Source organism: Shimwellia pseudoproteus (assembly GCF_016415625.1).
GTDB classification, from domain to species: Bacteria; Pseudomonadota; Gammaproteobacteria; order Enterobacterales; family Enterobacteriaceae; genus Shimwellia; species Shimwellia pseudoproteus.
This window is the reverse complement of record NZ_WBXP01000038.1, coordinates 14,472-37,107: the sequence shown is the minus strand read 5'-3', so window position 1 is coordinate 37,107 and position 22,636 is coordinate 14,472. Positions and strand designations below refer to the sequence as shown.

Annotated in this window: 22 protein-coding genes, 2 tRNA genes and 1 rRNA gene; 18 read left to right on the top strand and 7 right to left on the bottom strand. The window is 55.2% G+C overall.

The window, feature by feature from the left end:
* The 3 genes from rrf to dkgB form a co-directional block, all read left to right on the top strand.
* Nucleotides 1-98, top strand: a 5S ribosomal RNA gene (gene rrf, locus F9C28_RS15120); the annotation flags it as partial.
* Nucleotides 99-189: 91 nt separating this feature from the next.
* Nucleotides 190-266 (top strand) — tRNA-Asp (locus tag F9C28_RS15115).
* Between the two features lie 162 nt (nucleotides 267-428).
* A complete protein-coding gene (gene dkgB / locus F9C28_RS15110; RefSeq protein WP_199016178.1) occupies nucleotides 429-1,235 on the top strand; it encodes a 2,5-didehydrogluconate reductase DkgB in 807 nt (268 codons plus the stop codon).
* 46 nt (nucleotides 1,236-1,281) lie between these two features.
* Here the strand turns inward: dkgB and yafC are convergent, their stop codons facing one another.
* Nucleotides 1,282-2,175, bottom strand: a complete 894-nt coding sequence (yafC, locus tag F9C28_RS15105) for a DNA-binding transcriptional regulator YafC (RefSeq protein WP_199016177.1) — start codon at nucleotides 2,173-2,175, stop codon at nucleotides 1,282-1,284.
* 107 nt (nucleotides 2,176-2,282) lie between these two features.
* Here yafC and F9C28_RS15100 point away from each other — a divergent pair, with 107 nt between their 5' ends.
* The 3 genes from F9C28_RS15100 (at nucleotide 2,283) to F9C28_RS15090 (ending at nucleotide 5,233) form a co-directional block, all read left to right on the top strand.
* Nucleotides 2,283-3,476: an MFS transporter gene (locus F9C28_RS15100; protein ID WP_199016176.1), complete on the top strand. Its 1,194-nt coding sequence runs from the start codon at nucleotides 2,283-2,285 to the stop codon at nucleotides 3,474-3,476.
* 109 nt (nucleotides 3,477-3,585) lie between these two features.
* Nucleotides 3,586-4,386: an endonuclease/exonuclease/phosphatase family protein gene (locus tag F9C28_RS15095; RefSeq protein WP_199016175.1), complete on the top strand. Its 801-nt coding sequence runs from the start codon at nucleotides 3,586-3,588 to the stop codon at nucleotides 4,384-4,386.
* A 70-nt stretch (nucleotides 4,387-4,456) separates the two neighbouring features.
* Nucleotides 4,457-5,233 (top strand): class I SAM-dependent methyltransferase, encoded by a 777-nt coding sequence (locus F9C28_RS15090; protein ID WP_199016174.1) that lies wholly within the window; start codon nucleotides 4,457-4,459, stop codon nucleotides 5,231-5,233.
* Nucleotides 5,234-5,334: 101 nt separating this feature from the next.
* Here the strand turns inward: F9C28_RS15090 and mltD are convergent, their stop codons facing one another.
* Together mltD and gloB are read right to left on the bottom strand one after the other, a co-directional pair.
* The gene (mltD, locus tag F9C28_RS15085) at nucleotides 5,335-6,696 is read right to left on the bottom strand and encodes a murein transglycosylase D (RefSeq protein WP_199016173.1); all 1,362 of its coding nucleotides are present in this window, start codon (nucleotides 6,694-6,696) and stop codon (nucleotides 5,335-5,337) included.
* Between the two features lie 71 nt (nucleotides 6,697-6,767).
* Nucleotides 6,768-7,523: a hydroxyacylglutathione hydrolase gene (gene gloB / locus F9C28_RS15080; RefSeq protein ID WP_199016172.1), complete on the bottom strand. Its 756-nt coding sequence runs from the start codon at nucleotides 7,521-7,523 to the stop codon at nucleotides 6,768-6,770.
* 34 nt (nucleotides 7,524-7,557) lie between these two features.
* On the opposite strand from gloB, the gene F9C28_RS15075 reads away from it, so the two are divergent.
* Nucleotides 7,558-8,328, top strand: coding sequence for a methyltransferase domain-containing protein (locus F9C28_RS15075; protein WP_199016171.1), 771 nt, complete (start codon nucleotides 7,558-7,560; stop codon nucleotides 8,326-8,328).
* On the opposite strand, the gene rnhA is transcribed toward F9C28_RS15075, so the two are convergent.
* Entirely contained in the window at nucleotides 8,273-8,749 is a 477-nt protein-coding gene (gene rnhA / locus F9C28_RS15070) for a ribonuclease HI (protein ID WP_199016170.1), read from the bottom strand. The genes F9C28_RS15075 and rnhA overlap by 56 nt on opposite strands.
* Nucleotides 8,750-8,801: 52 nt before the next feature.
* Between rnhA and dnaQ the strand changes: the two genes are divergently transcribed.
* The 4 genes from dnaQ (at nucleotide 8,802) to putP (ending at nucleotide 11,832) form a co-directional block, all read left to right on the top strand.
* Nucleotides 8,802-9,533, top strand: coding sequence for a DNA polymerase III subunit epsilon (dnaQ, locus tag F9C28_RS15065; protein ID WP_199016169.1), 732 nt, complete (start codon nucleotides 8,802-8,804; stop codon nucleotides 9,531-9,533).
* A 135-nt stretch (nucleotides 9,534-9,668) separates the two neighbouring features.
* Nucleotides 9,669-9,746: transfer RNA gene (locus F9C28_RS15060), tRNA-Asp, on the top strand.
* A gap of 254 nt (nucleotides 9,747-10,000) precedes the next feature.
* Nucleotides 10,001-10,387, top strand: a complete 387-nt coding sequence (locus tag F9C28_RS15055; protein ID WP_199016168.1) for an ectoine synthase — start codon at nucleotides 10,001-10,003, stop codon at nucleotides 10,385-10,387.
* A 23-nt stretch (nucleotides 10,388-10,410) separates the two neighbouring features.
* A complete protein-coding gene (putP, locus tag F9C28_RS15050; RefSeq protein ID WP_199016167.1) occupies nucleotides 10,411-11,832 on the top strand; it encodes a sodium/proline symporter PutP in 1,422 nt (473 codons plus the stop codon).
* A gap of 3 nt (nucleotides 11,833-11,835) precedes the next feature.
* Here putP and F9C28_RS15045 read toward each other — a convergent pair whose 3' ends face one another.
* The gene (locus tag F9C28_RS15045; RefSeq protein ID WP_199016166.1) at nucleotides 11,836-12,603 is read right to left on the bottom strand and encodes an amidohydrolase; all 768 of its coding nucleotides are present in this window, start codon (nucleotides 12,601-12,603) and stop codon (nucleotides 11,836-11,838) included.
* Nucleotides 12,604-12,799: 196 nt separating this feature from the next.
* Here F9C28_RS15045 and ivy point away from each other — a divergent pair, with 196 nt between their 5' ends.
* Nucleotides 12,800-13,246, top strand: a complete 447-nt coding sequence (gene ivy, locus F9C28_RS15040) for an Ivy family C-type lysozyme inhibitor (RefSeq protein ID WP_199016165.1) — start codon at nucleotides 12,800-12,802, stop codon at nucleotides 13,244-13,246.
* Nucleotides 13,247-13,328: 82 nt separating this feature from the next.
* Here ivy and fadE read toward each other — a convergent pair whose 3' ends face one another.
* On the bottom strand, nucleotides 13,329-15,773 hold the full coding sequence (gene fadE, locus F9C28_RS15035) for an acyl-CoA dehydrogenase FadE (RefSeq protein WP_199016164.1): 2,445 nt from the start codon (nucleotides 15,771-15,773) through the stop codon (nucleotides 13,329-13,331).
* 227 nt (nucleotides 15,774-16,000) lie between these two features.
* On the opposite strand from fadE, the gene lpcA reads away from it, so the two are divergent.
* Both lpcA and F9C28_RS15025 read left to right on the top strand, forming a co-directional pair.
* Nucleotides 16,001-16,582, top strand: a complete 582-nt coding sequence (gene lpcA, locus F9C28_RS15030) for a D-sedoheptulose 7-phosphate isomerase (protein ID WP_199016163.1) — start codon at nucleotides 16,001-16,003, stop codon at nucleotides 16,580-16,582.
* A gap of 91 nt (nucleotides 16,583-16,673) precedes the next feature.
* On the top strand, nucleotides 16,674-17,441 hold the full coding sequence (locus F9C28_RS15025) for a class II glutamine amidotransferase (RefSeq protein WP_199016162.1): 768 nt from the start codon (nucleotides 16,674-16,676) through the stop codon (nucleotides 17,439-17,441).
* Here the strand turns inward: F9C28_RS15025 and dpaA are convergent.
* Nucleotides 17,412-18,158, bottom strand: a complete 747-nt coding sequence (gene dpaA / locus F9C28_RS15020; RefSeq protein ID WP_199016161.1) for a peptidoglycan meso-diaminopimelic acid protein amidase — start codon at nucleotides 18,156-18,158, stop codon at nucleotides 17,412-17,414. The two genes, F9C28_RS15025 and dpaA, sit on opposite strands and share 30 nt — an antisense overlap.
* Before the next feature lie 474 nt (nucleotides 18,159-18,632).
* Here dpaA and F9C28_RS15015 point away from each other — a divergent pair, with 474 nt between their 5' ends.
* Genes F9C28_RS15015 through F9C28_RS15000 form a run of 4 tightly spaced genes read left to right on the top strand, consistent with a single transcriptional unit; the run spans nucleotide 18,633 to nucleotide 22,636 of the window.
* On the top strand, nucleotides 18,633-19,976 hold the full coding sequence (locus tag F9C28_RS15015) for a Na(+)-translocating NADH-quinone reductase subunit A (RefSeq protein WP_199016160.1): 1,344 nt from the start codon (nucleotides 18,633-18,635) through the stop codon (nucleotides 19,974-19,976).
* A gap of 3 nt (nucleotides 19,977-19,979) precedes the next feature.
* A complete protein-coding gene (locus tag F9C28_RS15010; RefSeq protein WP_199016159.1) occupies nucleotides 19,980-21,218 on the top strand; it encodes an NADH:ubiquinone reductase (Na(+)-transporting) subunit B in 1,239 nt (412 codons plus the stop codon).
* Nucleotides 21,211-22,005 carry a Na(+)-translocating NADH-quinone reductase subunit C gene (locus F9C28_RS15005; protein ID WP_199016158.1) on the top strand — a complete coding sequence of 265 codons (795 nt, stop codon included), beginning with the start codon at nucleotides 21,211-21,213 and terminating at the stop codon, nucleotides 22,003-22,005. The genes F9C28_RS15010 and F9C28_RS15005 overlap by 8 nt, the downstream gene beginning before the upstream one ends.
* Nucleotides 21,998-22,636 carry an NADH:ubiquinone reductase (Na(+)-transporting) subunit D gene (locus tag F9C28_RS15000; protein WP_199016157.1) on the top strand — a complete coding sequence of 213 codons (639 nt, stop codon included), beginning with the start codon at nucleotides 21,998-22,000 and terminating at the stop codon, nucleotides 22,634-22,636. The genes F9C28_RS15005 and F9C28_RS15000 overlap by 8 nt, the downstream gene beginning before the upstream one ends.

The window sequence follows — 22,636 nt, the reverse complement described above, 5'->3', positions numbered from 1 at the left end:
GTGGTCCCACCTGACCCCATGCCGAACTCAGAAGTGAAACGCCGTAGCGCCGATGGTAGTGTGGGGTCTCCCCATGCGAGAGTAGGGAACTGCCAGGCTCCAATCAGGATAAACGTTGTTATAACGGGTATCTGAGTAGTTAAGCAGTAAACCGGGACCTTAATACCCGGTGCAGTAGAAAAATTCGGTGGAGCGGTAGTTCAGTTGGTTAGAATACCTGCCTGTCACGCAGGGGGTCGCGGGTTCGAGTCCCGTCCGTTCCGCCACTCTTTATAAGGCCCTGAGCATTTGCTCAGGGCTTTTTCTTTTGTTTTTTTGCTGATTATTGCTCTGGGAGCAATTAACCTCTGCGCATTTGACCCTTTTTCGCAACGGTCTCACTGGCGATAATCTTTATCTAGCACAAACAATGAGATAAAGAGAACGTAATGACAATTCCTGCATGTGGTCTGGGCACCTTCCGCCTGAAAGATGATGTTGTTATCCAGTCAGTAAAAACCGCGTTAGCGCTCGGATACCGCGCGATTGATACCGCTCAGATTTACGATAATGAAGCCGCGATCGGCCAGGCATTAGCCGAGAGTGGAATCCCCCGGGCGTCACTGTATCTGACCACTAAGATCTGGACTGAAAACCTCAGCGCAGAAAAACTGATCCCCAGCCTCAAAGAAAGCCTGGCAAAACTGGGCACTGATTATGTTGATCTCACCCTGATCCACTGGCCGTCTCCGGAGAATAAGGTCGCGGTGAGTGAATATATGGCGGCGTTGCTGGAAGCGAAACAGCAGGGGCTGACCCGGGAAATCGGCGTATCAAACTTTACGATTGCCCTTATGGCGCAAGCGATAGCCGCTGTCGGGGCCGATCAGATAGCCACCAACCAGATTGAGCTTTCCCCTTATCTGCAAAACCGTAACGTTGCCGACTGGGCGCGGGCGCACGGTATCCATATTACGTCGTACATGACGCTGGCTTACGGGAAAGCGCTGCAAGATGAGACTATCCAGCGTATTGCCCGGAAACATAATGCGACACCGGCACAGGTTATTCTGAGCTGGGCGATGGGTGAGGGCTATGCGGTTATTCCGTCATCCACCAAACGGGAGAACCTGGCCTGCAATCTGCTGGCGCGTGAAGTACAGCTCGATCAGGACGATCGTGTGGCTATTGCAGCGCTGGATCGTCATGATCGTCTGGTCAGCCCGGATAGCCTGGCACCGGTTTGGGATCAATAATCGCGATGATACCCACAGGCGAGCAGTGTCCGCTGCTCGCCGGATATTATGCCGGTTTCCTGGCATGCTCACTGAGGAAATCAATAAATGCCCGAATCCGGGTGCTGACCGCCCGATCGCTGTAATACACCGCACTGAAGGGCATTTCCACCGGCAGGCGTTTATCCGCGAGCACTTCTACCAGCGCACCGCTGGCTATCTCCTGATCCACCATATAATCCGACAGACAGGCAATACCGTTACCGGTGAGGCACAGCTGTTTAAGCGTCTCCCCACTATTCGAAGACAATCCTGAAGTTACCTGATGTAGTTGCCCATCGCAGCAGGCAACCGGCCAGATATTCAGTGATGCCGGTTCCGTGAACCCCAGACAGATATGATGCTCCAGGTCGGCCACTGTCTCCGGTACGCCGTGACGGGCCAGATATTCCGGGGAAGCAATTATCTTGCGGTAGCTGATAAACAGTGGCCTGGCCCGCAGGCTGGAGTCACCCAGATTACCGGCCCGGATAGCCACGTCCACTTTACGCTCAATCAGGTTGATAAAGGTCTCTGAGGACACCAGCGACAGGCTCATCTCCGGGTAACGTTCACGGAAAGGCTTAATCAACGGCGTCAGATAATGGAGCACCACCGGCGTTGCTGCATTAATACGCAACAGCCCCCGGGGGGTCTGCCGGCTTTCGATGATTTCGTTTTCCGCCGCGGCCATCTCCTGCAACACATGCTGCACCCGGCGGAAATAACGCTCGCCTTCTTCCGTCAAGCTTAACTGCCGGGTTGTCCGGTTCAGCAGGCTGACACCTAATTTCATTTCCAGCTTTTTCACGGCGCGGCTCACCGCGGAATTCGCCTGGCCCAGTTGTTCAGCTGCGCGGCTAAAACTACCGCTTTCGACCACGGCCACAAAGATGGCTAACTCATCTGAGGATGCTTTCATTTTTGCACCTTGAGCAAAATTATATTAAGATTTTGAATATTTTTGTTATTTAAACATAGGGGCATACTGCACGCCATCACAGAATGACATCTGATTTGGAGTTAAGTATGCCACTTGCGTTACTGGCGCTGACTATCAGCGCATTTGCTATCGGAACCACCGAGTTTGTTATCGTTGGTCTGGTTCCCGCCATTGCACAACAACTTTCAGTGAGCCTGCCTTCCGCTGGCCTGCTGGTTTCTATCTATGCCTTAGGGGTTGCTATTGGTGCACCGGTACTCACGGCGTTAACGGGCCGCTTGCCGCGCAAACAGCTACTGGTTGGCCTGATGGTATTATTTACTATCGGCAATCTGATAGCCTGGCAGGCACCGGGTTATAACACACTGATTATTGCCCGACTGCTGACCGGGCTGGCGCACGGTGTCTTTTTCTCTATTGGGTCCACCATTGCGACGAGCCTGGTACCGAAAGAGAAAGGGGCCACCGCCATTGCCATTATGTTTGGTGGGTTGACTGTGGCGCTGGTAACCGGTGTTCCCCTGGGGACGTTTATTGGCCAACATTTTGGCTGGCGCGAAACGTTCCTCGTGGTCTCTCTGATTGGCGTGATTGCCCTGATCAGCAGCATTATTCTGGTACCGTCGAATATTCCAACCCGTGAGCCCGCCAGCCTGCGCGCGCAGTTACAGGTTCTGACTCACCCGCGCCTGCTGTTGATTTATGCGGTGACTGCACTGGGTTACGGTGGTGTGTTTACCGCCTTCACCTTCCTGGCGCCGATGATGCAGGATCTGGCCGGGTTTAGTGCCTCTGATGTGAGTATTATCCTGCTCGGTTACGGGGTGTCTGTTGCCATCGGCAATATTTGGGGCGGTAAGCTGGCCGATAAACACGGGGCGGCCAGTGCGCTGAAATTCATTTTCGCGGTGTTGTCTGCGTTGCTGCTGGTGTTCCAGTTTACCGTGAGCCACCATTACGCGGCGCTGGTTACGGTGCTGGTGATGGGGATCTTCGCCTTTGGTAATGTCCCTGGCCTGCAAGTGTATGTGGTACAGAAAGCCAGTGAATATACGCCCGATGCGGTGGATGTTGCGTCTGGCCTGAATATCGCGGCATTCAATATCGGCATTGCGCTGGGGTCGATAATCGGTGGACAAACCGTGGCCACGCTTGGCTTGGCTCAAACGCCGTGGATTGGCGCAATTATTGTGGCTGTGGCGCTGGTACTGATTATCTGGAGCGGGCTACTGGATCGCGGGGTATGCCGGAAATCACCACTACAGCTGTCCGGTAGTTGATCGCACCTTTCAGCGGCCCGGCCATTGAAACTGGCCGCTAAAAACTCTATAACTGAGTAACCCTGTCCTGCCTGGAGAGGGTTATTTTGTCAGAGGATCGCCACCAAAAGTGCGAAAAAAAACTTACGCCATGCGTTATGTCCCTGGGCAACCTGCAGAACGCATTTTGCCCCCCTCCGCTCTGGCGGGAACCAGCAGCCTGACACTGTCTCCTGGTGAGCCGCTGTACGGGGAAAAGACCCTGCGTATTCTGGTGTGGAATATCTTTAAGCAGCAGCGGGCTGACTGGTTATCGGTACTACAAAGTTTTGGCAAAGGCGCCCATCTGATGTTGCTGCAGGAAGCGCAAACCACCCCTGAATTGGTGAACTTCGCCACCACTCACTACCTTGCCGCTGATCAGGTACCGGCGATTGTTCTGCCCCAGCATCCTTCAGGCGTAATGACACTCTCGGCCTCCCAGCCGATATACTGCTGCCCGCTGCGTGAGCGGGAGCCGATACTGCGGTTATCTAAGTCAGCACTGGTGACGGTGTACCCGTTACCGGATGACAGAATGCTGATGGTGGTGAATATCCACGCAGTCAATTTTAGCCTTGGGGTTGATGTGTACAGTAAGCAGTTAGATCCGATTGGCGATCAGATTGCTCATCACCGCGGGCCGGTGATCATGGCCGGTGATTTTAATGCCTGGAGCCGCCAGCGGATCAACGCGCTGTACCGTTTTGCCCGGGAAATGACCCTGCGTGAAGTCCGTTTTACGGATGATCATCGCAAACGTGCCTTTGGCCGTCCTCTCGATTTTGTTTTCTATCGCGGTCTGAATGTCCAGGAAGCTTCTGTTCTGGTGACCCGCGCCTCCGATCATAATCCACTACTGGTGGAATTCAGCCCCGGCAAGCCTGCATAAAAAGAAGGTTGCTCAGGTTTGCCATAGGGGCAGGCCTGTACTGCCCTTTTTTAACTGCAAGGAAAACACCATGACAACAACATCAACAACACCGTCGCATCATCATCACGTAGATAGCCAGTTTGGTGACCAGGCCTGTGCTTATTTAACCAGCCAGGTACATGCTGCTGGCCGCGATCTGGAGAGGCTGCAACACTTTTTAGCGGCTTTTCCCGGGGCCAGTGTGCTGGATATCGGTTGTGGCGCGGGACATGCCAGCTATGTCGCGGCTGCCCAGGCCGGCTGTGTGATTGCCTATGATTTGTCTGCCCAGATGCTGGATGTGGTCGCCGCCACCGCCCGGGAACGTGGTCTGGACAATCTGACGACCCGCCAGGGGGTGGCGGAGTCGCTGCCGTTTGAGGATAGCAGTATGGATGTCGTTATCAGCCGTTATTCCGCGCACCACTGGCACGATGTGGGGATGGCATTGCGGGAGATTCGTCGTGTTCTGCGCCCGGGCGGGCAGTGTGTGATGATGGATATTATGTCGCCGGGCCACCCGGCGAGTGATATTTGGCTGCAAACCATTGAGGCTCTGCGGGATACTTCCCACGTACGCGATTATTCAGCAGGGGAGTGGGCCGGGTTCTTTAGCCACGCCGGGCTGGCGGTAAATCAGATGCATTGTGAGCGACAGACGCTGGACTTCACCAGTTGGGTGCAGCGCATGCGCACGCCTGAGGCACTGGTGGCGGCGATTCGCTTGTATCAGGACAGTGCCCCGGAGGAGGTTAAACGTTACTTCGATTTACAGCCGGACGGTACATTTACCAGTGATACCCTCTGGATGTCTGGTACCCGCTAGCCCGCTACTGCGGCCGGCAGGAAATAAAAAAGCACCCAGTGAAAGGTGCTTTTTTTATCCGGAAATACCCTCAGCGGGTATGACTGATCAATAGTATTAACTCAGGCATCCGGGCGATTGGTATTACGCAGGAACAGTGTCAACTGGTCACCGGGTTTCAGATCATCGGCGTCGCTATTCCAGCGCATCAGATCTTTCACACCCACCCCGTGTTTACGGGCGATACTGGCAAGTGAATCACCACGACGCACTTTGTAAGTCACGCCGCTGTTGCTCGCCAGAGCGGTACCGGAGGCACTCCCCATCACGCGCAGTGTCTGGCCTGCTTTCAGCTTACCGTTACGCAGATTATTCCACTGCTGAAGGTCACGGCTGGAGACATTCAGACGTGCCGCAATGGTAGACAGTGAGTCACCGGCGCGTACCTTATAGGTGCTGCTGGTATTTGCGGCCAGCTGCTGGCTCGGCTGTACTGCGGCGATACCACCAGTGGCAATAGACTTACGTACCAGTGCCGCGTGCTTCTGGGGCACCATGACATATTGTGGACCGTTTTGACCGACCACCGTCGTATTGCGATACCCGGCGTTAAATGCCTTGAGCTTCGTCAGGGACATACCCGTGACTTCCGCCAACTGGGACATATCAACCGGTGAGTTCACTTCTACACGAGCCAGTGCGCGGCTTTCGTCTGGTGTTGGCAGTCGCACACCGTACTTTTTGCTGTTTTTGAGGATCTCACTCAGCGCCAGCATTTTCGGAACATAGAGCCTGGTCTCTTGTGGCAGTGAAAGCGACCAAAAGTCCGTAGCCTGGCCCCGGGCTTTATTCGCTTTGATTGCCTTCAATACACGACCTTCACCGCTGTTATAGGCCGCAACCGTCAGAAGCCAGTCGCCGTCAAACATGCGGTTTAAACGCTGCATCAAGTTCAGTGCTGCGGTGGTGGATGCGACAACATCCCGACGAGCATCATAGTTGCGCGTCTGTTTTAAACCGTAATTACGCCCCGTGCTTGGAACAATCTGCCAAATGCCAGCGGCATTTGCGGCGGATGTCGCATGCGGGTTAAAAGCGCTCTCCACTATGGGTAGGAGTACCAGCTCCATTGGCATGTTACGTTTTTTAACTTGCCCGGCTATCCAGTACATATACGGCTCTGCCCGTAACGTTACATCGTGGAGATAGCTCTTGTTTCTTAAATACCGTTGTTTCTGTTCACGAATCCGGTCATTTTCCGGAATCCCCATCTTGAGCTCGTCACTGATTGAGGCCCACAGGTTATGGTCCTGCGCGAAGTTGGTTCCGTCATCCAGCCACCGCGCAGAGGTCGCCCGACCTGCCGCTTCACTTTGACTTGCCGCAGAAAGGCTCTGAGCATGCTGTTGGACCGTTCCGTCATGATGAGACGACTGGCACCCCGCAAGCAGGACAGAGGCGAGTAATATCGCTTTTGCCTTCATGTGTGTGTCAATAGTTGCTTAAAAGACGAACGATAGTACAGTCGAAGCGGCCAGAAGACAAGTAAGAATATTCAGAAGCTATCTTTCTTTGCGCGTAACCACGCAAATCGCTGCTGAGAGTGTTGCAAAGATGTTTCTTTGGAAATTTCATTAATTAAATCAACATCATCAATTCTTAAAAAAAGATTAATTTCTCGTTCTTTTTCGAGGGTTGACGGCAATGTTTTTTGGTTTTTTGACCGTAACTCCTTAACTTCATGGAGGTAATGATTGACCGCCGGATCCCCGGGGAGGATCGCTGCCGCAAACAGTAGATTACTTAATGTATATTCATGTGCGCAACATATGAGGGTATTGGCCGGTAATCTATTAAGCTTTTGAAATGATTGATACATTTGTTCAGGTGTGCCTTCGAAGAGCCGCCCGCAGCCACCAGAAAATAACGTATCGCCACAAAAAAGATAAGGTTTGCTGTAATAACACAGATGTTCAGAAGTGTGACCTGGCGTTGATATCGCCTCGATGCTGATCCCCAGCACCGTGAAGCGATCACCGTCAGCGAGGATATGGTTGGCACCTTTACTGCGGGTCTCTTCTGGCCCCCAGACCGGCAGTAAGGGGTAGCGGGCTAAAAGGGCTTTCACCCCACCCACGTGATCGGCATGATGATGAGTTAGCAGGATCCCCGCTGGCTGCCAGTGATGTTCATCAATGGCCTTAAGGATGGGGCCCGCCTCTCCGGGATCGACAATCAGGCACTGCTGGTGGTTATTGCTGAGGACCCAGATGTAATTGTCCTGAAAGGCAGGAATACTGTTAAGATTCATAAAATACCTCTCGTTGTCTATATGGAAGGTGGTAATGAAACCGGCAAGGATACCTCAGACACTGACTCCGCCGCTTCACTGGGCTGATATTCCCTGGGGGGAATACTACCGTGAAGCGCTCGATCGCCAACTGCAGCCGTGGCTATCCAAAATGTTCGGCTTTCATTTATTGAAAATCGGCACCCTGAGCGCAGAGATTAACACCGATAATTGTGCCATTTCACATCAGGTGACCGTGTCCTCTCTTGGCGACCGGGTCCAGGCGCGGGCCGATCCGCTGCAACTGCCTTTTGAAAACCGCTCCATCGACGCCTGCTTGCTGGCCCATACACTTCCCTGGTGCCAGGATCCTCATCGTTTACTGCGCGAGGTGGACCGGGTGCTGATTGACGATGGCTGGCTAATGCTCAGCGGCTTTAATCCGGTGAGCGTACTGGGACTGGGGAAATGCGTGCCGTTTCAGCGCCGCCGTGTGCCTTATAATAGCCGGATGTTCAGCATGATGCGGTTAATTGATTGGGTGGCGCTGCTCAATTTTGAAGTGATATATCAGGCTAATTTTCACGTACTGCCGTGGCAACGCCAGGGGGGCGATTTACTCAGCGCCCATTTACCCGCCCTGGGATGTATGCAGCTGATTGTCGCCCGTAAGCGCACCATCCCTCTGACGCTGAACCCGATGAAAAGACGCAAAGAAAATGCCCAGTTACGCCCCGCAGTAGGGGCGACCCGCCAGTATCAGAAGCCGCTCAGGATGCCGGTGTATCAGGAAGATAACCCACGTCATCAAGAGTTGGATGATTAGCCGCCTCGCGGGCCAGCTCATCACAGCGTTCGTTTTCGGGATGCCCCGCGTGGCCTTTGACCCATTGCCACTCGATCTTATGCTGGCTGAGGGCGGCATCCAGCCTTTGCCACAGGTCGACATTCTTCACCGGTTTTTTATCAGCAGTTTTCCAGCCGCGTTTTTTCCAGTTATGGATCCACTGGGTTATCCCCTGACGAACATACTGGCTGTCCGTACTGATGGTGATATCACAATGTTCCCGCAGCGCCTCCAGTGCCACAATAGCCGCCATCAGTTCCATGCGGTTATTGGTGGTCAGACGGTAGCCCGCGCTGAAGGTTTTTTCATGTTGTTTATAGCGTAAAATCGCACCGTAACCTCCCGGCCCTGGATTACCCAGGCAGGAGCCGTCGGTGAAAATTTCTACCTCTTTGCGCATCTCTGGTAGACTTCCTGTGATTAAAAACCCAAGTCTGACATAAACGAGCGTTATGAGCACTGCAATTACACGACAGATAGTCCTCGATACCGAAACCACCGGTATGAACCAGATAGGCGCCCACTATGAAGGGCACCGGATCATTGAGATCGGTGCGGTTGAAGTGATCAACCGGCGGTTAACGGGGAATAACTACCATGTGTATCTGAAGCCGGATCGGCTGGTGGACCCTGAAGCCTTCGGCGTTCACGGGATTGCCGATGAGTTTTTGCTGAATCAGCCCGATTTCGCCACCGTGGTGGACGGTTTTATTGACTATATCCGCGGGGCGGAGCTGGTCATCCATAATGCGTCGTTTGATATCGGCTTTATGGATTACGAGTTCAGTAAGCTGGGCCGTAACCTGCCGAAGACCGAAACCTTCTGCAAAATTACCGATAGCCTGGCGCTGGCGCGGCGGATGTTTCCCGGTAAGCGTAACAGCCTCGATGCGTTATGCTCCCGCTATGAAATAGACAACAGCAAGCGAACGCTCCACGGGGCATTACTCGATGCCCAGATCCTGGCCGATGTTTATCTGATGATGACCGGCGGCCAGACTTCCCTGAAGTTTGCCAGCGAAAGTGAAGGGCAACAGCGCCAGAATGAAGGTGGGATCCAGCGGATTAATCGTCGGGCGGGGGGGTTACGGGTTGTAATGGCGACGGATGAAGAACTGACATCCCATGAACAGCGGCTTGATCTGGTGGTGAAGAAGGGCGGAAGCTGCCTGTGGCGGGGGTAAATCCGTCTGATAAATGCCGGAAAATAACGATGTCGGCGAAAATTACAGCAAACGATTAAAAAGATGAGAAAAACCGTTGACGGCTACCCGGCCAAACCGTAATATTCGCCTCGTTCCCGACGGGGAACACAACGCGGAGCGGTAGTTCAGTTGGTTAGAATACCTGCCTGTCACGCAGGGGGGTCGCGGGTTCGAGTCCCGTCCGTTCCGCCACTATTCAGAAAGCCTGAATCAGCAATGATTCAGGCTTTCGTCGTTTTTACGCTTATGACTTCTCATCTATTGGCCTTTAGCTGCCCTCACTTCAGGCAGTACCCCCTTTGATCGGGGGAGCCCAGGCACCGCAAAAGATATCCTCACACTCACTTGAGATCTATTCAGTTGTTCCTCCTGGGGGGCGATTCTATTCTGCCCGGCCCTGTCAGGGAGAAATTCTTGCTCTCTGCCCGTGCTAACCAGGAGTAGCTATGTTTATCCGAACACTGAAAGATGTCGCCGCCACGGCGAACTTTGTTGACTGGGGCAACGGCACCAGCCACCGGCTGCTGACCCGCGATGATCAGATGGGGTTTACGATGTGCCACACCGTGGTCACCCGCGGTAGTGAGTCGCTACTGGAATACAAAAACCACCTTGAGGCCTGCTACTGCATTGGTGGGGAAGGGGAAGTGGAAAACATGGCCGGTGAGTGCTTCCGCATTGTGCCGGGCACGATTTACGTACTTAATGAACATGACCGTCACTATCTGCGCGCCAGCGTTGATCAGGATTTGATCCTGGTGAGTGTGTTTAATCCGCCGCTGACGGGCACCGAAACCCATCGCCTGACGGTTGGCGATTCGTCCGCTTACTAATCTACCGGTAAACGGAGAACGCTATGTTTTATCTCCACGGCGCTTTTCTGCTGTATCTCATCGCGATGCTATTAATCGGGCTGTATTTCTACCGGCGTACGCTGAATACCTCGGACTATATTATTGGCTCCCGTAATTTACCACCGGCGGTCGCGGCCCTCAGCGCCGGGGCATCGGATCTCAGCGGTTGGGCGCTGATGGGGCTGCCGGGGGCGATTTATATCGGCGGTTTGAGCAATCTCTGGATAGTGTTTTTCACCCTTATCGGGGTCTATATCAACTGGCAATGTATTGCCCCGAGGCTGCGGGTGCTGACGGCGTCACTGGGGGATGCGCAAACGATCCCCGAATATCTGCAAAACCGCTTTGCGGATAACAGCAACCTGCTGCGGCTGGTGTCATCCCTGGTTATCCTGGTGTTCTTTACCTTCTACGTTGCTGCCGGGCTGAGCGGTGGGGCGGTGTTGTTTGAGAAGACCTTCAATATTGGTTTTAGCGCTGCGCTGCTGATCGGGGGTCTGGTGATTGTTTCCTACACCTTCCTCGGCGGGTATCTGGCCGTGTGCTGGACGGATTTTTTCCAGGGGCTGTTGATGGCGCTGTCGCTGCTGGTGGTGGCCCTGGCGCTGCTGTTTTTTATTACCGGGGATACCGGGCACGCCGTGATGTTTCCGGGCTTTTCTCTGGCGGATCTGCGCCCGGAAATGGGCTGGTTTTGGGGGATTTTATCGCTGAGTGGCTGGTGTATTGGCTATCTGGGGCAGCCCCACGTGCTGGTGCGGTTTATGAGTGTGCGGCGGCCTGAAGATATCCCGGTCTCCCGGCGTATTGCTGTGCTCTGGACCGCCGTTACTATGTTGTCCGCGGTACTGGTGGGCCTGCTGGGACGCAGCTATTTTTCCACCCCGTTGGCCAATGGCGAGACGATTTTTATTGCCCTGTCCCAGGCCATTTTCCATCCCTTTGTGGCGGGGCTTATCATCGCTGGGGTGCTGGCCTCTATTATGAGTACAATTGATTCACAACTGCTGGTTTGCTCCTCCACGCTATCGGAAGATTTTTACCGCACCTACTTGCGGCGCAATGCATCCGATGGCGAGGTACTGCTGGTGGCGCGTCTTTCGGTGCTGGCCGTGGCCTTAACCGGATTTTACCTTGCCAACCAGAAAGCGGATGCCACATTGCTGAGTATGGTGGCTTATGCCTGGGGTGGCTTTGGCGCGTCTTTCGGCCCGGTTATTCTGTTTAGTCTGTTCTGGCAAGCGATGACCCGGCTGGGCGCGATTCTTGGGCTGGTCACCGGTGCGCTGGTGGCGCTGCTCTGGAACCAGAACCACGGCGGGCTATTCGACCTGTTTGGCGTGGTTCCTGGGTTCCTGGCCGCCAGTGTGGCGATTGTGGCAGGGAGTAAGTGGCCCGGGCAAACACCGCCGCCGGCCACATAGCCGTTACAGCGTAAAGTTGTCGGCGTCGCGCCAGGCCGGAAATTTATCCCGGTATTCCTGGAGGGCGGTCAGCGACAGCTCGCCATCAATATGGGTGGCCTGATGGGGAGCGGCTTCAGTAATCACTTCCCCCTGCGGGTTAATGACTCGGCTGTCTCCCCGGTAGTGATGGCCGTTGCCATCGGTGCCGACCCGGTTACAGCCCGCAACCCACGCCTGGTTCTCAATGGCTCTTGCCGCCAGCAGGGTTTGCCAGTGGAAGGAGCGCAGCGCGGGCCAGTTCGCCACATACAGCGCCAGATCGTAGTCATTACGGTTACGGGACCAGACCGGAAAGCGCAGGTCGTAACACACCAGCGGCAGGATCCGCCAGCCGCGCCAGTGGACAATAATGCGCTGCTCACCGGCCCGGTAATGCTCATCTTCCCCGGCCATGCGGAATAAATGGCGCTTATCATAACGGTGGATCACCCCGTCGGGCTGCACCAGTAAAAAGCGGTTCACCGGGCCGCTGGCAGTTTGCAGGGCGGCACTCCCGGCGATCATCGCCTTACACTGACAGGCTCTGGCCAGCATCCAGTCGATCACTTCTTGCTCGGGTAGTGACTGGGTAGCGGCCTCCATCGCAAATCCGGTGGTGAACATTTCCGGCAGGACAATAAGATCGCGCCCGTCCAGATTTTCCAGCTGGCGTGAAAAATGGCGTAAATTTGCCGCACCGTCCATCCAGGCCAGGGGCTGCTGTAACAGAGACAATTTAAGACCTGACACAACCTGTTCCTTATTTATGCTGGGATTTCATCACTGTAGCACGTCTGCCATATTCCGGACGATGTCGGGCGCTATGGGTGATTTTTTTCCCGTCGCGGGGTTTGCAATTCCTGTGCTGACGGGTAACCATAAGCGCGTTAAATTGGGCTTTACTTAAGTCTGCCCACTTTGGGCTTTATCAACAGGGAGAAAAGAAATGAAAAAAGTTCTGAGCGCCGGCGTATTGATGCTGGCTGCATTTGGTGCCTGGGCGCAAACAGATGTCACGGTGAGCAGCCTGTCCAGCGACAGCGCCACCAAATCCAGCTTTGCCGCGATGGTGAAAGGCCAGCATCTGCCTGCATGGGTAGCCCGGGGTGGTACCGGCACGCCGGCGAAAACGGTCACCCTGGGGGGGAATGCATATCAGGTGGTTAGCGCCTGTAAACCTCATGATTGTACCAGCGAACGGATTGCGGTGCTCTACACCGCCGATGGCAAAACCATGACTGGTGTCTTCTCTAACGTGGACGAAAAGACCGGAACGGAAAAACTGACCTGGCTGCATGTGCCTGATGCGCTGTCTATTGATGGTAAAACCGTGCTGTTTGCTGCCCTGAGCGGTAGCCTGGAAAATCATCCGGATGCCTTTAACTATCAGTAAGCCATAACGCCATTACGTTCGGTCAGTAATAAAAAGCGGAGCCCTGAGGCTCCGCTTTGGTTTTTTAGCGCACCGGTTCGTTTCAGGCCGCCTGGGCCTTACGAACTTCTTGTGGCGACTTTACCGGCTGGGTAGCCAGCGCATCGGCGTCAAACTCATCTACGTTGATACTGCGCAGACGGCTTGCTTCTGCTTTAGTCAGTATTGCTGCTTCTTCCTGGTTAATACTTCCCTGGGCGAGAGCCTGCTCAGCCAGCACATCCAGCCGGGTAAAGGGCAGGTTCTTACCAATTGCTTTGCACAGCCGGGCGTGGATTGGCTCTGCGGCGATCACATCCTCCAGCGCGGCCTCCAGCAGCCCTACCGGGTTATGCTCGCTGGGGGTCAGATACTGTCCCCGGCCAATACGCGAACGGGTTGCCGACGGCACCTGAATAATTTTCGCCAGCTGGTGGTCAAGTTTGTCAGACGGCGCCTGATGTTTGCGTCCGGTAGGGAAAATCACCAGTTGCAGCACACCCGCCGCGGCACGGTTCGGGAAGTTACGCAATAAGTCGACAATCGCCTGTTCTGCCTGGAACAGCGCATCCTGCACCCCCCAGTGAACCAGCGGCAGATCGGCTTCATTACGGCCTTCATCTTCGTAGCGTTTCAGCACCGCTGAAGCAAGATACAACTGGCTCAGCACATCGCCGAGGCGGGCAGAAATACGCTCTTTGCGTTTCAGGCTACCGCCCAGCACCGCCATCGACACGTCTGACAACAGCGCCAGGTTAGCGCTCAGGCGGTTCATTTGCTGGTAGTAATAGCGGGTGGCATCGCGGGTAGGGGATGCACTCAGGCGGCCCCCGGTGATCCCCAGCCACAGGCTGCGCACCTTATTACAGCCGACATGGCCAATATGGCGGAACAGCAGTTTGTCATAAGCATTGAGATCGTTATTTTGGGCGGCGGCCATTTCATCCAGCACGTAAGGATGGCAGCGGATCGCCCCCTGGCCAAAGATCATCATGCTGCGGGTCAGAATATTGGCGCCTTCTACCGTAATCGCAATCGGGGCCCCCTGGTAAGCGCGGGCCAGGAAGTTATTTTCCCCCAGCATAATGCCCTTACCGCCTGCGATATCCATCGCGTCGATGATCGAGCGCTGCCCCCTGTGGGTACAGTGGTATTTCACAATGGCAGACAGCACGGCCGGTTTTTCACCCTGCATGATCCCGTAGGTCACCAGTGAGGCCGCGGCGTCCATCACCCAGGCATTGCCTGCGATACGGGCCAGCGCCTCTTCAATGCCTTCCATCTTACCGATGGAGATTTTGAACTGGCGGCGAATATGCGCGTACGCCCCGGTGGCCATCGCCACGGATTTCAGGCTGCCCGTGGCGTTTGAGGGCAGGGTAATACCGCGGCCGACCGACAAACACTCAACCAGCATACGCCAGCCCTGGCCCGCCATTTTGGTGCCGCCGATGATGTAGTCGATTGGCACGAAAATATCGTTACCGCGGGTTGGTCCGTTCTGGAACGGGACGTTCAGCGGGAAGTGGCGCTTACCAATTTCGACCCCCGGGGTATTGGTCGGGATCAACGCGCAGGTGATGCCAAGATCAACCTGATCCCCCAGTAAGTGTTCAGGATCCGACAATTTAAAGGCCAGGCCGAGTACCGTAGCGATAGGGGCCAGAGTGATATAGCGCTTGTTCCAGGTCAGGCGCATCCCCAGCACCTGCTCGCCGTGCCAGTCACCCATACATACCACACCAGTATCCGGGATCGCACCGGCATCAGATCCGGCTTCCGGGCTGGTCAGGGCAAAGCACGGGATCTCCTGGCCTCGGGCCAGGCGGGGGAGGTAGTGATTTTTCTGCTCTTCGGTACCGTAATGCTGTAACAGTTCACCCGGGCCAAGGGAGTTGGGAACCCCGACGGTGATCGCCAGAATGCCGGACACCCCAGACAGCTTCTGTAATACCCGGGCCTGTGCATAGGCGGAAAATTCCAGCCCGCCGTACTCTTTTTTAATGATCATCGCGAAGAAGCGATGTTCTTTCAGGTAAGCCCATAATTCTGGCGGCAGGTCTGCCATTTCGTGGGTTATCTGGAAGTCGTTCGCCATACGGCAGGCTTGTTCTACCGGGCCATCAAGAAATGCCTGCTCTTCGGCAGTCAGCTTTGGCTGCGGGTAGTTATGCAATTTCTGCCAGTCCGGCGCACCGCGAAACAGATCCCCCTCCCACCAGGTGGTCCCGGCATCGATCGCTTCTTTTTCAGTACGGGACATCGGGGGCATCACTTTACGGAACGCCCGGAATGCCGGGGCCGAGATCAGCGCCTTACGCATCGGCGTGAAATTGAACGGCACCAGGATAATGGCCAGTGGCAACAATACCCAAATTGACCAGATATGCGTGACACCCAGCAGGGCGGTCCACGCCAGCAGGATAACACTGCTGAGCGCCAGCCCCACCCGGTGGTAAAAGAGGATGCCCAAAAGCACCAGTGTTGCAACAATACTCAAGATCAACATAGCGAAATGCCCCTTATCTTGTAGGAGGTCTGACCACTTAGGATACTAAGGTTGTAGTGGATGTTATTTTCTTTATCAATATATTCACAAAATAATTACAACATGGCTCACAATGTTGAGCTATCAAAGGATAAAAACAGCGCCTGAAAGCGCGGCGCGATGCTTCTCGCTTTTCCCGCTATCCGGTACACTTTCGGGGTTAATCGCAAATAATGAAGGATATCCTCATGTACCAGGATCTGATTCGTAGTGAATTGAATGAAGCGGCGGAAACGCTGGCGAATTTTCTGAAGGAAGACGCGAATATTCACGCTATTCAGCGCGCGGCGGTAATGCTGGCGGATAGTTTTAAAGCGGGCGGCAAGGTGCTGTCCTGCGGAAATGGCGGCTCCCACTGCGATGCGATGCACTTTGCAGAAGAACTGACCGGCCGCTACCGTGAGAACCGTCCGGGGTATCCGGCGATAGCGATTTCTGACGTTAGCCATTTATCCTGCGTCAGTAACGATTTTGGCTATGAGTATGTATTCTCCCGCTATGTGGAGTCTGTCGGGCGCGAAGGTGATGTGCTGCTGGGGATCTCTACTTCCGGCAATTCCGGCAATATTATTAAAGCGATTGACGCTGCCCGGGCAAAAGGCATGAAAGTGATCACCCTGACCGGGAAAGATGGCGGCAAAATGGCCGGTAGCGCAGACGTTGAAATCCGCGTTCCGCATTTCGGTTATGCGGATCGTATTCAGGAAATTCACATTAAAGTGATTCATATCCTGATCTTGTTAATTGAAAAAGAGATGGCGAAAGCCTGACTGACCGGCGGGCATGGCGCTCACCGGCTCATGCCCGCAGTACCTGGTATCTCTTAGTGGTTCCCCGAAGGCGCGGGGCAGGGGGTAACGTATGTGTGAATTGCTTGGGATGAGCGCAAACGTCCCAACGGATATCTGCTTTAGTTTCACCGGGCTGGTACAGCGCGGTGGTGGTACCGGGCCGCATAAAGATGGCTGGGGGATCACTTTTTATGAAGGCAAAGGCTGCCGGACATTTAAAGATCCACACCCGAGCTTTAATTCGCCGATTGCCCGTTTAGTGCAGGATTACCCCATCAAATCATGTTCCGTAGTGGCGCATATTCGCCAGGCTAACCGCGGTAACGTATCGCTGGAGAACACCCACCCGTTTACCCGGGAAATGTGGGGCTATAACTGGACCTACGCCCATAATGGCCAGCTCACGGACTATGAAGGGCTGGAAACCGGGCACTACCGGCCAGTAGGGGAGACCGACAGCGAAATCGCGTTTTGCTGGCTACTGCATCACCTGGCGCTGCGTTACCCACAGCCCCCGGAAGAGATGACGGAGATGTTCCGCTATGTGGCCGAACTGGCAGACGTGCTGCGCGGGAAAGGGGTATTTAATATGCTGCTGTCGGATGGTAACTATCTGATGGCGTTTTGTTCGAGCAATCTCTACTGGATCACCCGACGCGCCCCTTTTGGCGTGGCGAAGCTGCTGGACAGGGATGTGGAAATCGACTTTCAGACAGAAACCACACCGAACGATGTGGTTTCAGTGATTGCTACCCAGCCTCTGACGGGGAACGAAACCTGGCACAAGATTGCGCCAGGTCAGTGGGCATTATTTTGCCTCGGAAACCGTATAGTTTGAGGCCAGCTGCGGCTGGATAATCCCGGTAGACGGGCCGCTGACCACGTAGTTGCCGTTATTCACTGAGACCACCGGCGGCACGTGGTTAGTGGTGAAATAATCATAGCCAGGTTTCAGCTGTTGCCAGAAATCCCGGTAGTAGGAGTGCTTATGGCGCTCCATATTCTGGTCCGTCATGCGGAACGGGAAGATGCTCACCTGCACCCGCGGCTGGCCAAACACCAGGGCCCCGGTGACAAATTCAAAGATCTCATCAATACCGTTATCGGTCATGGCATAACAGCCCACCGAGACACAGGCCCCGTGGATCATCAGGTATTTGCCGTCGTAACCGTGATCGCGATCGTACTGGTTAGGGAAACCAATATTGATAGCCTTATAGAAACGGCTGTCCGGTTTCAACTGGCTACGGGAGACACTGTAAAACCCTTCCGGGCTTTTAAAGTCCCCCTGTTTGCGTTTTGGCCCAAGACCGCCAGAGTAATCGCAAATACGGTAGCTGTTGGCAAGCTGGTATTGCTCACCATTTTTTACCCACAGCTCCAGGGTTCGCTCTTCCTTAAATATCTGAATATAAACCGGAGAGCCAATAAACTGATGCCGTGTTGCGGCGGTAATTGTTGATGTGCCACTGGCTGTCGTGTTGCCGCCAAATAAGCTGGCGAATGCGGCACACGGCAACAGAAGCATCGCAATAATGAATGCGACTCTGTGCATGACTGCTTGATCCTTGATAAATCCGAAAACATCGCCAGGACGGCGAAAACAGACCCAAAACAGGAGAATTCCCTACAGGAGCGCTCACATTAGCACCGCCATTATTTTTCGCAAGCGGAGAGTGGGCCCGCACGGCCTATTTTGCGGCAATCTGTCGCCCTGTACAGCCTGATATTTTAGTAAAGTTGCGTACTGGCTCCCATTACAGAACATAGACATTGGGTTTGTTCCGGTGCGCTCTGCCGTTAAGCCGGGAAATAATGTTACAATCCGTAACGATGATGGCCCCCCTGGATAAGACTGGACGCTTTTCCGGAGCACATTCGTTTGCCTGAGTGGAAAGGGATCCCGCCCGCGCGGGTACTGACTCTGACTCCTACCTTCAAGTCCTTTCTTAAACATGTCACTGCTCATCACGCATGCGCTGGCTCATTCTGAACAGCGTAAAACAGCTAACTTTAGTGTGCTAACATTATGATTAAAATAAATAAAGGGCTGAATCTGCCTGTCGCAGGTGCCCCTGTGCAGCATATCGAAGAGGGGCCCGCTATCGCCTCGGTTGCTGTCCTGGGTGAAGAATATATCGGTATGCGCCCGTCAATGCGGGTGCAGGAAGGGGACCTGGTGCGTAAGGGCCAGGTGCTATTTGAAGATAAAAAAAATCCCGGGGTGTGGTTTACCGCCCCTGGCGCCGGCCGCGTAACGGCTATCAATCGCGGTGACCGGCGGGTGCTGGAGTCCGTGGTGATCACGCTTGAGGGCGAAGAGGCGATTGCCTTTGACCAGCATCCGGTTGAGAGCCTGGCAACGCTAAACCCCGCCGTAGCTGAGCAACAACTGCTGGCTTCCGGTATGTGGACGGCGCTGCGTACCCGGCCGTTCAGTAAATCTCCCGTTCCCGGCAGCCGCCCGGACGCCATTTTCGTTACCGCCATCGATACCAATCCCCTGAGTGCCGATCCGCAGCCGATTATTACCCGGCAGCGCGCCATGTTTGACGCCGGGCTATCTGTCCTGGCGCGGCTGACCAGCGGCAAAGTGCATGTTTGCCAGTCCTGTGGCGGCATGCTTGGCGGCCATCCTTGCGGCCAGGTCACGTTCAATGAGTTTGCCGGCCCCCATCCCGCCGGGCTGGTGGGCACCCACATTCATTTTCTGGCGCCAGTCAGCATGACCAGGAAGGTGTGGCATGTGAATTATCAGGATGTTATCGCCATTGGCCACCTGTTTGTTAACGGCGAATTGTGGACTGAGCGGGTGGTTGCCCTGGGGGGGCCTCAGGTGAAAAATCCGCGCCTGCTGCGCACCCGGCTGGGGGCCTCGCTGATGGATTTAACCGCCGGTGAACTGGCGGACGGGGAAAACCGGATTATTTCCGGCTCGGTGCTGAGCGGGGTTAATGCGGCGGGCCCACGGGCCTGGCTGGGGCGCTTTCACCTTCAGGTGTCGGTGCTCAAAGAGGGTCGGGAAAAAGAGCTGTTCGGTTGGGTGATGCCCGGCAAAGAAAAATACTCGGTCACCCGCACTACCCTGGGCCACTTCCTGAAACACAAGCTGTTCAGTTTTACCACGGATACACACGGCGGGGAGCGGTCGATGGTGCCCATCGGCAGTTATGAGCGGGTGATGCCGCTGGATATTCTCGCCACACCGTTACTGCGCGATCTGCTGTCCGGGGATACCGACAGCGCTCAGGCGCTGGGCTGCCTGGAACTGGATGAAGAAGATCTGGCGCTCTGTACTTACGTTTGTCCCGGGAAATATGAATATGGCCCGGTACTGCGCAGCGTGTTGACCCGTATTGAGCAGGAAGGATAGCACATGGGCCTGAAGCAATTATTTGACAAGATGGAGCCGCACTTTACCCACGGCGGCAAACTGGCGAAGTTCTACCCGCTGTTTGAGGCCACCGCCACGCTGTTTTACACCCCCGGCCAGGTGACTCACGGCGCGTCTCACGTGCGTGATGCCATTGACCTCAAGCGGATGATGATTCTGGTGTGGTTTGCGGTCTTCCCGGCTATGTTCTGGGGCATGTACAACGTCGGCCTGCAAAGTATTCCGGCCCTGAACAAACTCTACAGCGCCGAACAACTCCAGCAGGTGATCGCCAGTGACTGGCACTACCAGCTTGCCCAGTGGCTGGGGGTCAACTTTACCCCGGAAGCCGGCTGGCTGAGCATGATGACCCTCGGGGCGGTTTACTTCTTGCCGATCTATCTCACGGTCTTTTTGGTGGGGGGCTTCTGGGAAGTGCTGTTTGCTATTGTGCGCAAGCACGAGGTGAACGAAGGCTTCTTTGTGACCTCGATTCTGTTTGCGCTGATTGTCCCGCCGATGCTGCCGCTCTGGCAGGCGGCGCTGGGGATCTCTTTTGGCGTGGTGATCGCCAAAGAGATTTTTGGCGGTACCGGGCGCAATTTCCTTAACCCGGCGCTGGCGGGCCGTGCGTTTCTGTTCTTTGCCTATCCGGCGCAAATTTCCGGTGATCTGGTGTGGACGGCGGCGGATGGCTTTTCCGGGGCGACACCGTTGTCCCAGTGGGCGAGCCGCGGCGGGGAAGCGCTGATCAATGTGACGACCGGGCAGCCGGTGACCTGGATGGACGCATTTCTGGGCCGGATCCCGGGCTCCATTGGCGAAGTGTCCACGCTGATGATTCTGATTGGCGGGGCGGTCATTATTTTTGGCCGCGTTGCCTCCTGGCGCATTGTGGCCGGGGTAATGCTCGGCATGATCGCCACGGCAGCGCTGTTTAACGCGGTGGGCTCTGACACTAACCCGATGTTCGCGATGCCCTGGTACTGGCATCTGGTGCTGGGTGGTTTCGCCTTCGGCATGATGTTTATGGCCACTGATCCGGTATCTGCCTCGTTTACCAATACCGGTAAGTGGTGGTACGGCGTGCTCATTGGCGTGATGTGCGTGCTGATCCGGGTGGTTAACCCGGCCTACCCGGAGGGCATGATGTTGGCCATTCTGTTCGCCAACCTCTTTGCGCCGCTGTTCGATTATCTGGTGGTGCAGGCCAATATCAAACGGAGGAAGTCCCGTGGCTGAGAGCAAAAACAAAGATAGCACAGGGAGAACGCTGCTGGTGGTGCTGATCCTCTGCCTGGTGTGCTCGGTAGTGGTGTCCGGCGCCGCGGTGGGGCTGAAGCCCCGTCAGGAGTCCCAAAAAGCACTGGATAAACAGCGCAATATTCTCAGCGTCACCGGGTTGCTGGCTCCGGGAATGGCCGATGAGACGGTCCAGGAGACCTTTGATAATCAGGTAACGCCGCGTCTGCTGAATCTGAAAACCGGCAAACTGCTGGAGCAAAACCCGGCGACGTTTAACCCGGTACTTGCCGCCCGGGACCCGAATCAGAATACCGTACTGAGCGGCAATCAGGACCCGGCGGGGATCCGCACACGCGCCAATGTGGTGGAGATCTATCTGGTGCGTGACAGCAACAAACAGCTGCGGGAAATTGTCCTGCCGGTCTACGGCACCGGGCTGTGGTCGGTCATGCACGCCTTTGTGGCCCTTGAGCCTGATGGCAGCACGGTAAAGGGCATTACGTATTACGATCATGGTGAAACCCCGGGGCTGGGGGGGGAGATTGAAAACCCCGCATGGCGCGCCCAGTGGGTGGGCAAAAAGCTGCTGGATGACGGCGGCCGCCCGGCGATGCGTATCGTTAAAGGCGGTGCCCGGCCGGGGGATGAACACGCGGTCGATGGGCTATCAGGGGCAACATTGACGGCGAATGGTGTCCAGCATTCGTTTGATTTCTGGCTGGGGGATCTGGGTTTTGGCCCATTCCTGAAACAGGTTCGTGAGGGGGCGCTGAACAATGGCTGATATGGCAAATATGAAGGAGATCAAGCGGGTGCTGGTCGGCCCCCTGGTGGATAACAACCCGATTACGCTACAAATTCTGGGTATCTGCTCCGCACTGGCGGTAACCACCAAGCTGGAAACGGCGCTGGTGATGACCATCGCGGTTACCCTGGTACTGGCGTTTTCGAATCTGTTTATCTCTCTGATCCGTCATCATATTCCGGGCAGTGTGCGGATCATCGTGCAAATGGCGATTATTGCGTCACTGGTGATCGTGGTGGATCAGGTGCTGCGGGCGTATGCCTATGAGATCTCTAAACAGCTCTCGGTCTTTGTTGGGTTGATCATCACTAACTGTATTGTCATGGGCCGCGCAGAGGCTTATGCCATGAAATCGCCACCGCTGGCCAGCATGATGGACGGCATCGGCAACGGGCTGGGCTACGGGGTTATCCTGATTATCGTCGGCTTCCTGCGAGAGCTTATCGGTAGCGGCAAACTGTTCGGCATCACGGTGCTGGAGACGGTACAAAACGGCGGCTGGTATGTGCCGAACGGGATGTTCCTGCTGGCGCCGAGTGCGTTCTTTATCATCGGGATGCTGATTTGGGCCCTGCGCACGCTGAAGCCGGAACAACAGGAAAAGGAGTAA

Excerpts from the sequence above, each read along its gene's own strand:
- dkgB (WP_199016178.1), top strand. The coding sequence starts at position 429 with ATGACAATTCCTGCATGTGGTCTGGGCACCTTCCGCCTGAAAGATGAT.
- rnhA (WP_199016170.1), bottom strand. The coding sequence starts at position 8,749 with ATGCGCAAAGAGGTAGAAATTTTCACCGACGGCTCCTGCCTGGGTAAT.
- ivy (WP_199016165.1), top strand. The coding sequence starts at position 12,800 with ATGAAAAAAGTTCTGAGCGCCGGCGTATTGATGCTGGCTGCATTTGGT.
- F9C28_RS15000 (WP_199016157.1), top strand. The coding sequence starts at position 21,998 with ATGGCTGATATGGCAAATATGAAGGAGATCAAGCGGGTGCTGGTCGGC.
- yafC (WP_199016177.1), bottom strand. The coding sequence starts at position 2,175 with ATGAAAGCATCCTCAGATGAGTTAGCCATCTTTGTGGCCGTGGTCGAA.
- gloB (WP_199016172.1), bottom strand. The coding sequence starts at position 7,523 with ATGAATCTTAACAGTATTCCTGCCTTTCAGGACAATTACATCTGGGTC.
- F9C28_RS15090 (WP_199016174.1), top strand. The coding sequence starts at position 4,457 with ATGACAACAACATCAACAACACCGTCGCATCATCATCACGTAGATAGC.
- putP (WP_199016167.1), top strand. The coding sequence starts at position 10,411 with ATGTTTTATCTCCACGGCGCTTTTCTGCTGTATCTCATCGCGATGCTA.
- F9C28_RS15100 (WP_199016176.1), top strand. The coding sequence starts at position 2,283 with ATGCCACTTGCGTTACTGGCGCTGACTATCAGCGCATTTGCTATCGGA.
- F9C28_RS15075 (WP_199016171.1), top strand. The coding sequence starts at position 7,558 with ATGAAACCGGCAAGGATACCTCAGACACTGACTCCGCCGCTTCACTGG.
- F9C28_RS15055 (WP_199016168.1), top strand. The coding sequence starts at position 10,001 with ATGTTTATCCGAACACTGAAAGATGTCGCCGCCACGGCGAACTTTGTT.
- dnaQ (WP_199016169.1), top strand. The coding sequence starts at position 8,802 with ATGAGCACTGCAATTACACGACAGATAGTCCTCGATACCGAAACCACC.
- fadE (WP_199016164.1), bottom strand. The coding sequence starts at position 15,773 with ATGTTGATCTTGAGTATTGTTGCAACACTGGTGCTTTTGGGCATCCTC.
- F9C28_RS15010 (WP_199016159.1), top strand. The coding sequence starts at position 19,980 with ATGGGCCTGAAGCAATTATTTGACAAGATGGAGCCGCACTTTACCCAC.
- F9C28_RS15015 (WP_199016160.1), top strand. The coding sequence starts at position 18,633 with ATGATTAAAATAAATAAAGGGCTGAATCTGCCTGTCGCAGGTGCCCCT.
- lpcA (WP_199016163.1), top strand. The coding sequence starts at position 16,001 with ATGTACCAGGATCTGATTCGTAGTGAATTGAATGAAGCGGCGGAAACG.
- dpaA (WP_199016161.1), bottom strand. The coding sequence starts at position 18,158 with ATGCACAGAGTCGCATTCATTATTGCGATGCTTCTGTTGCCGTGTGCC.
- F9C28_RS15025 (WP_199016162.1), top strand. The coding sequence starts at position 16,674 with ATGTGTGAATTGCTTGGGATGAGCGCAAACGTCCCAACGGATATCTGC.
- mltD (WP_199016173.1), bottom strand. The coding sequence starts at position 6,696 with ATGAAGGCAAAAGCGATATTACTCGCCTCTGTCCTGCTTGCGGGGTGC.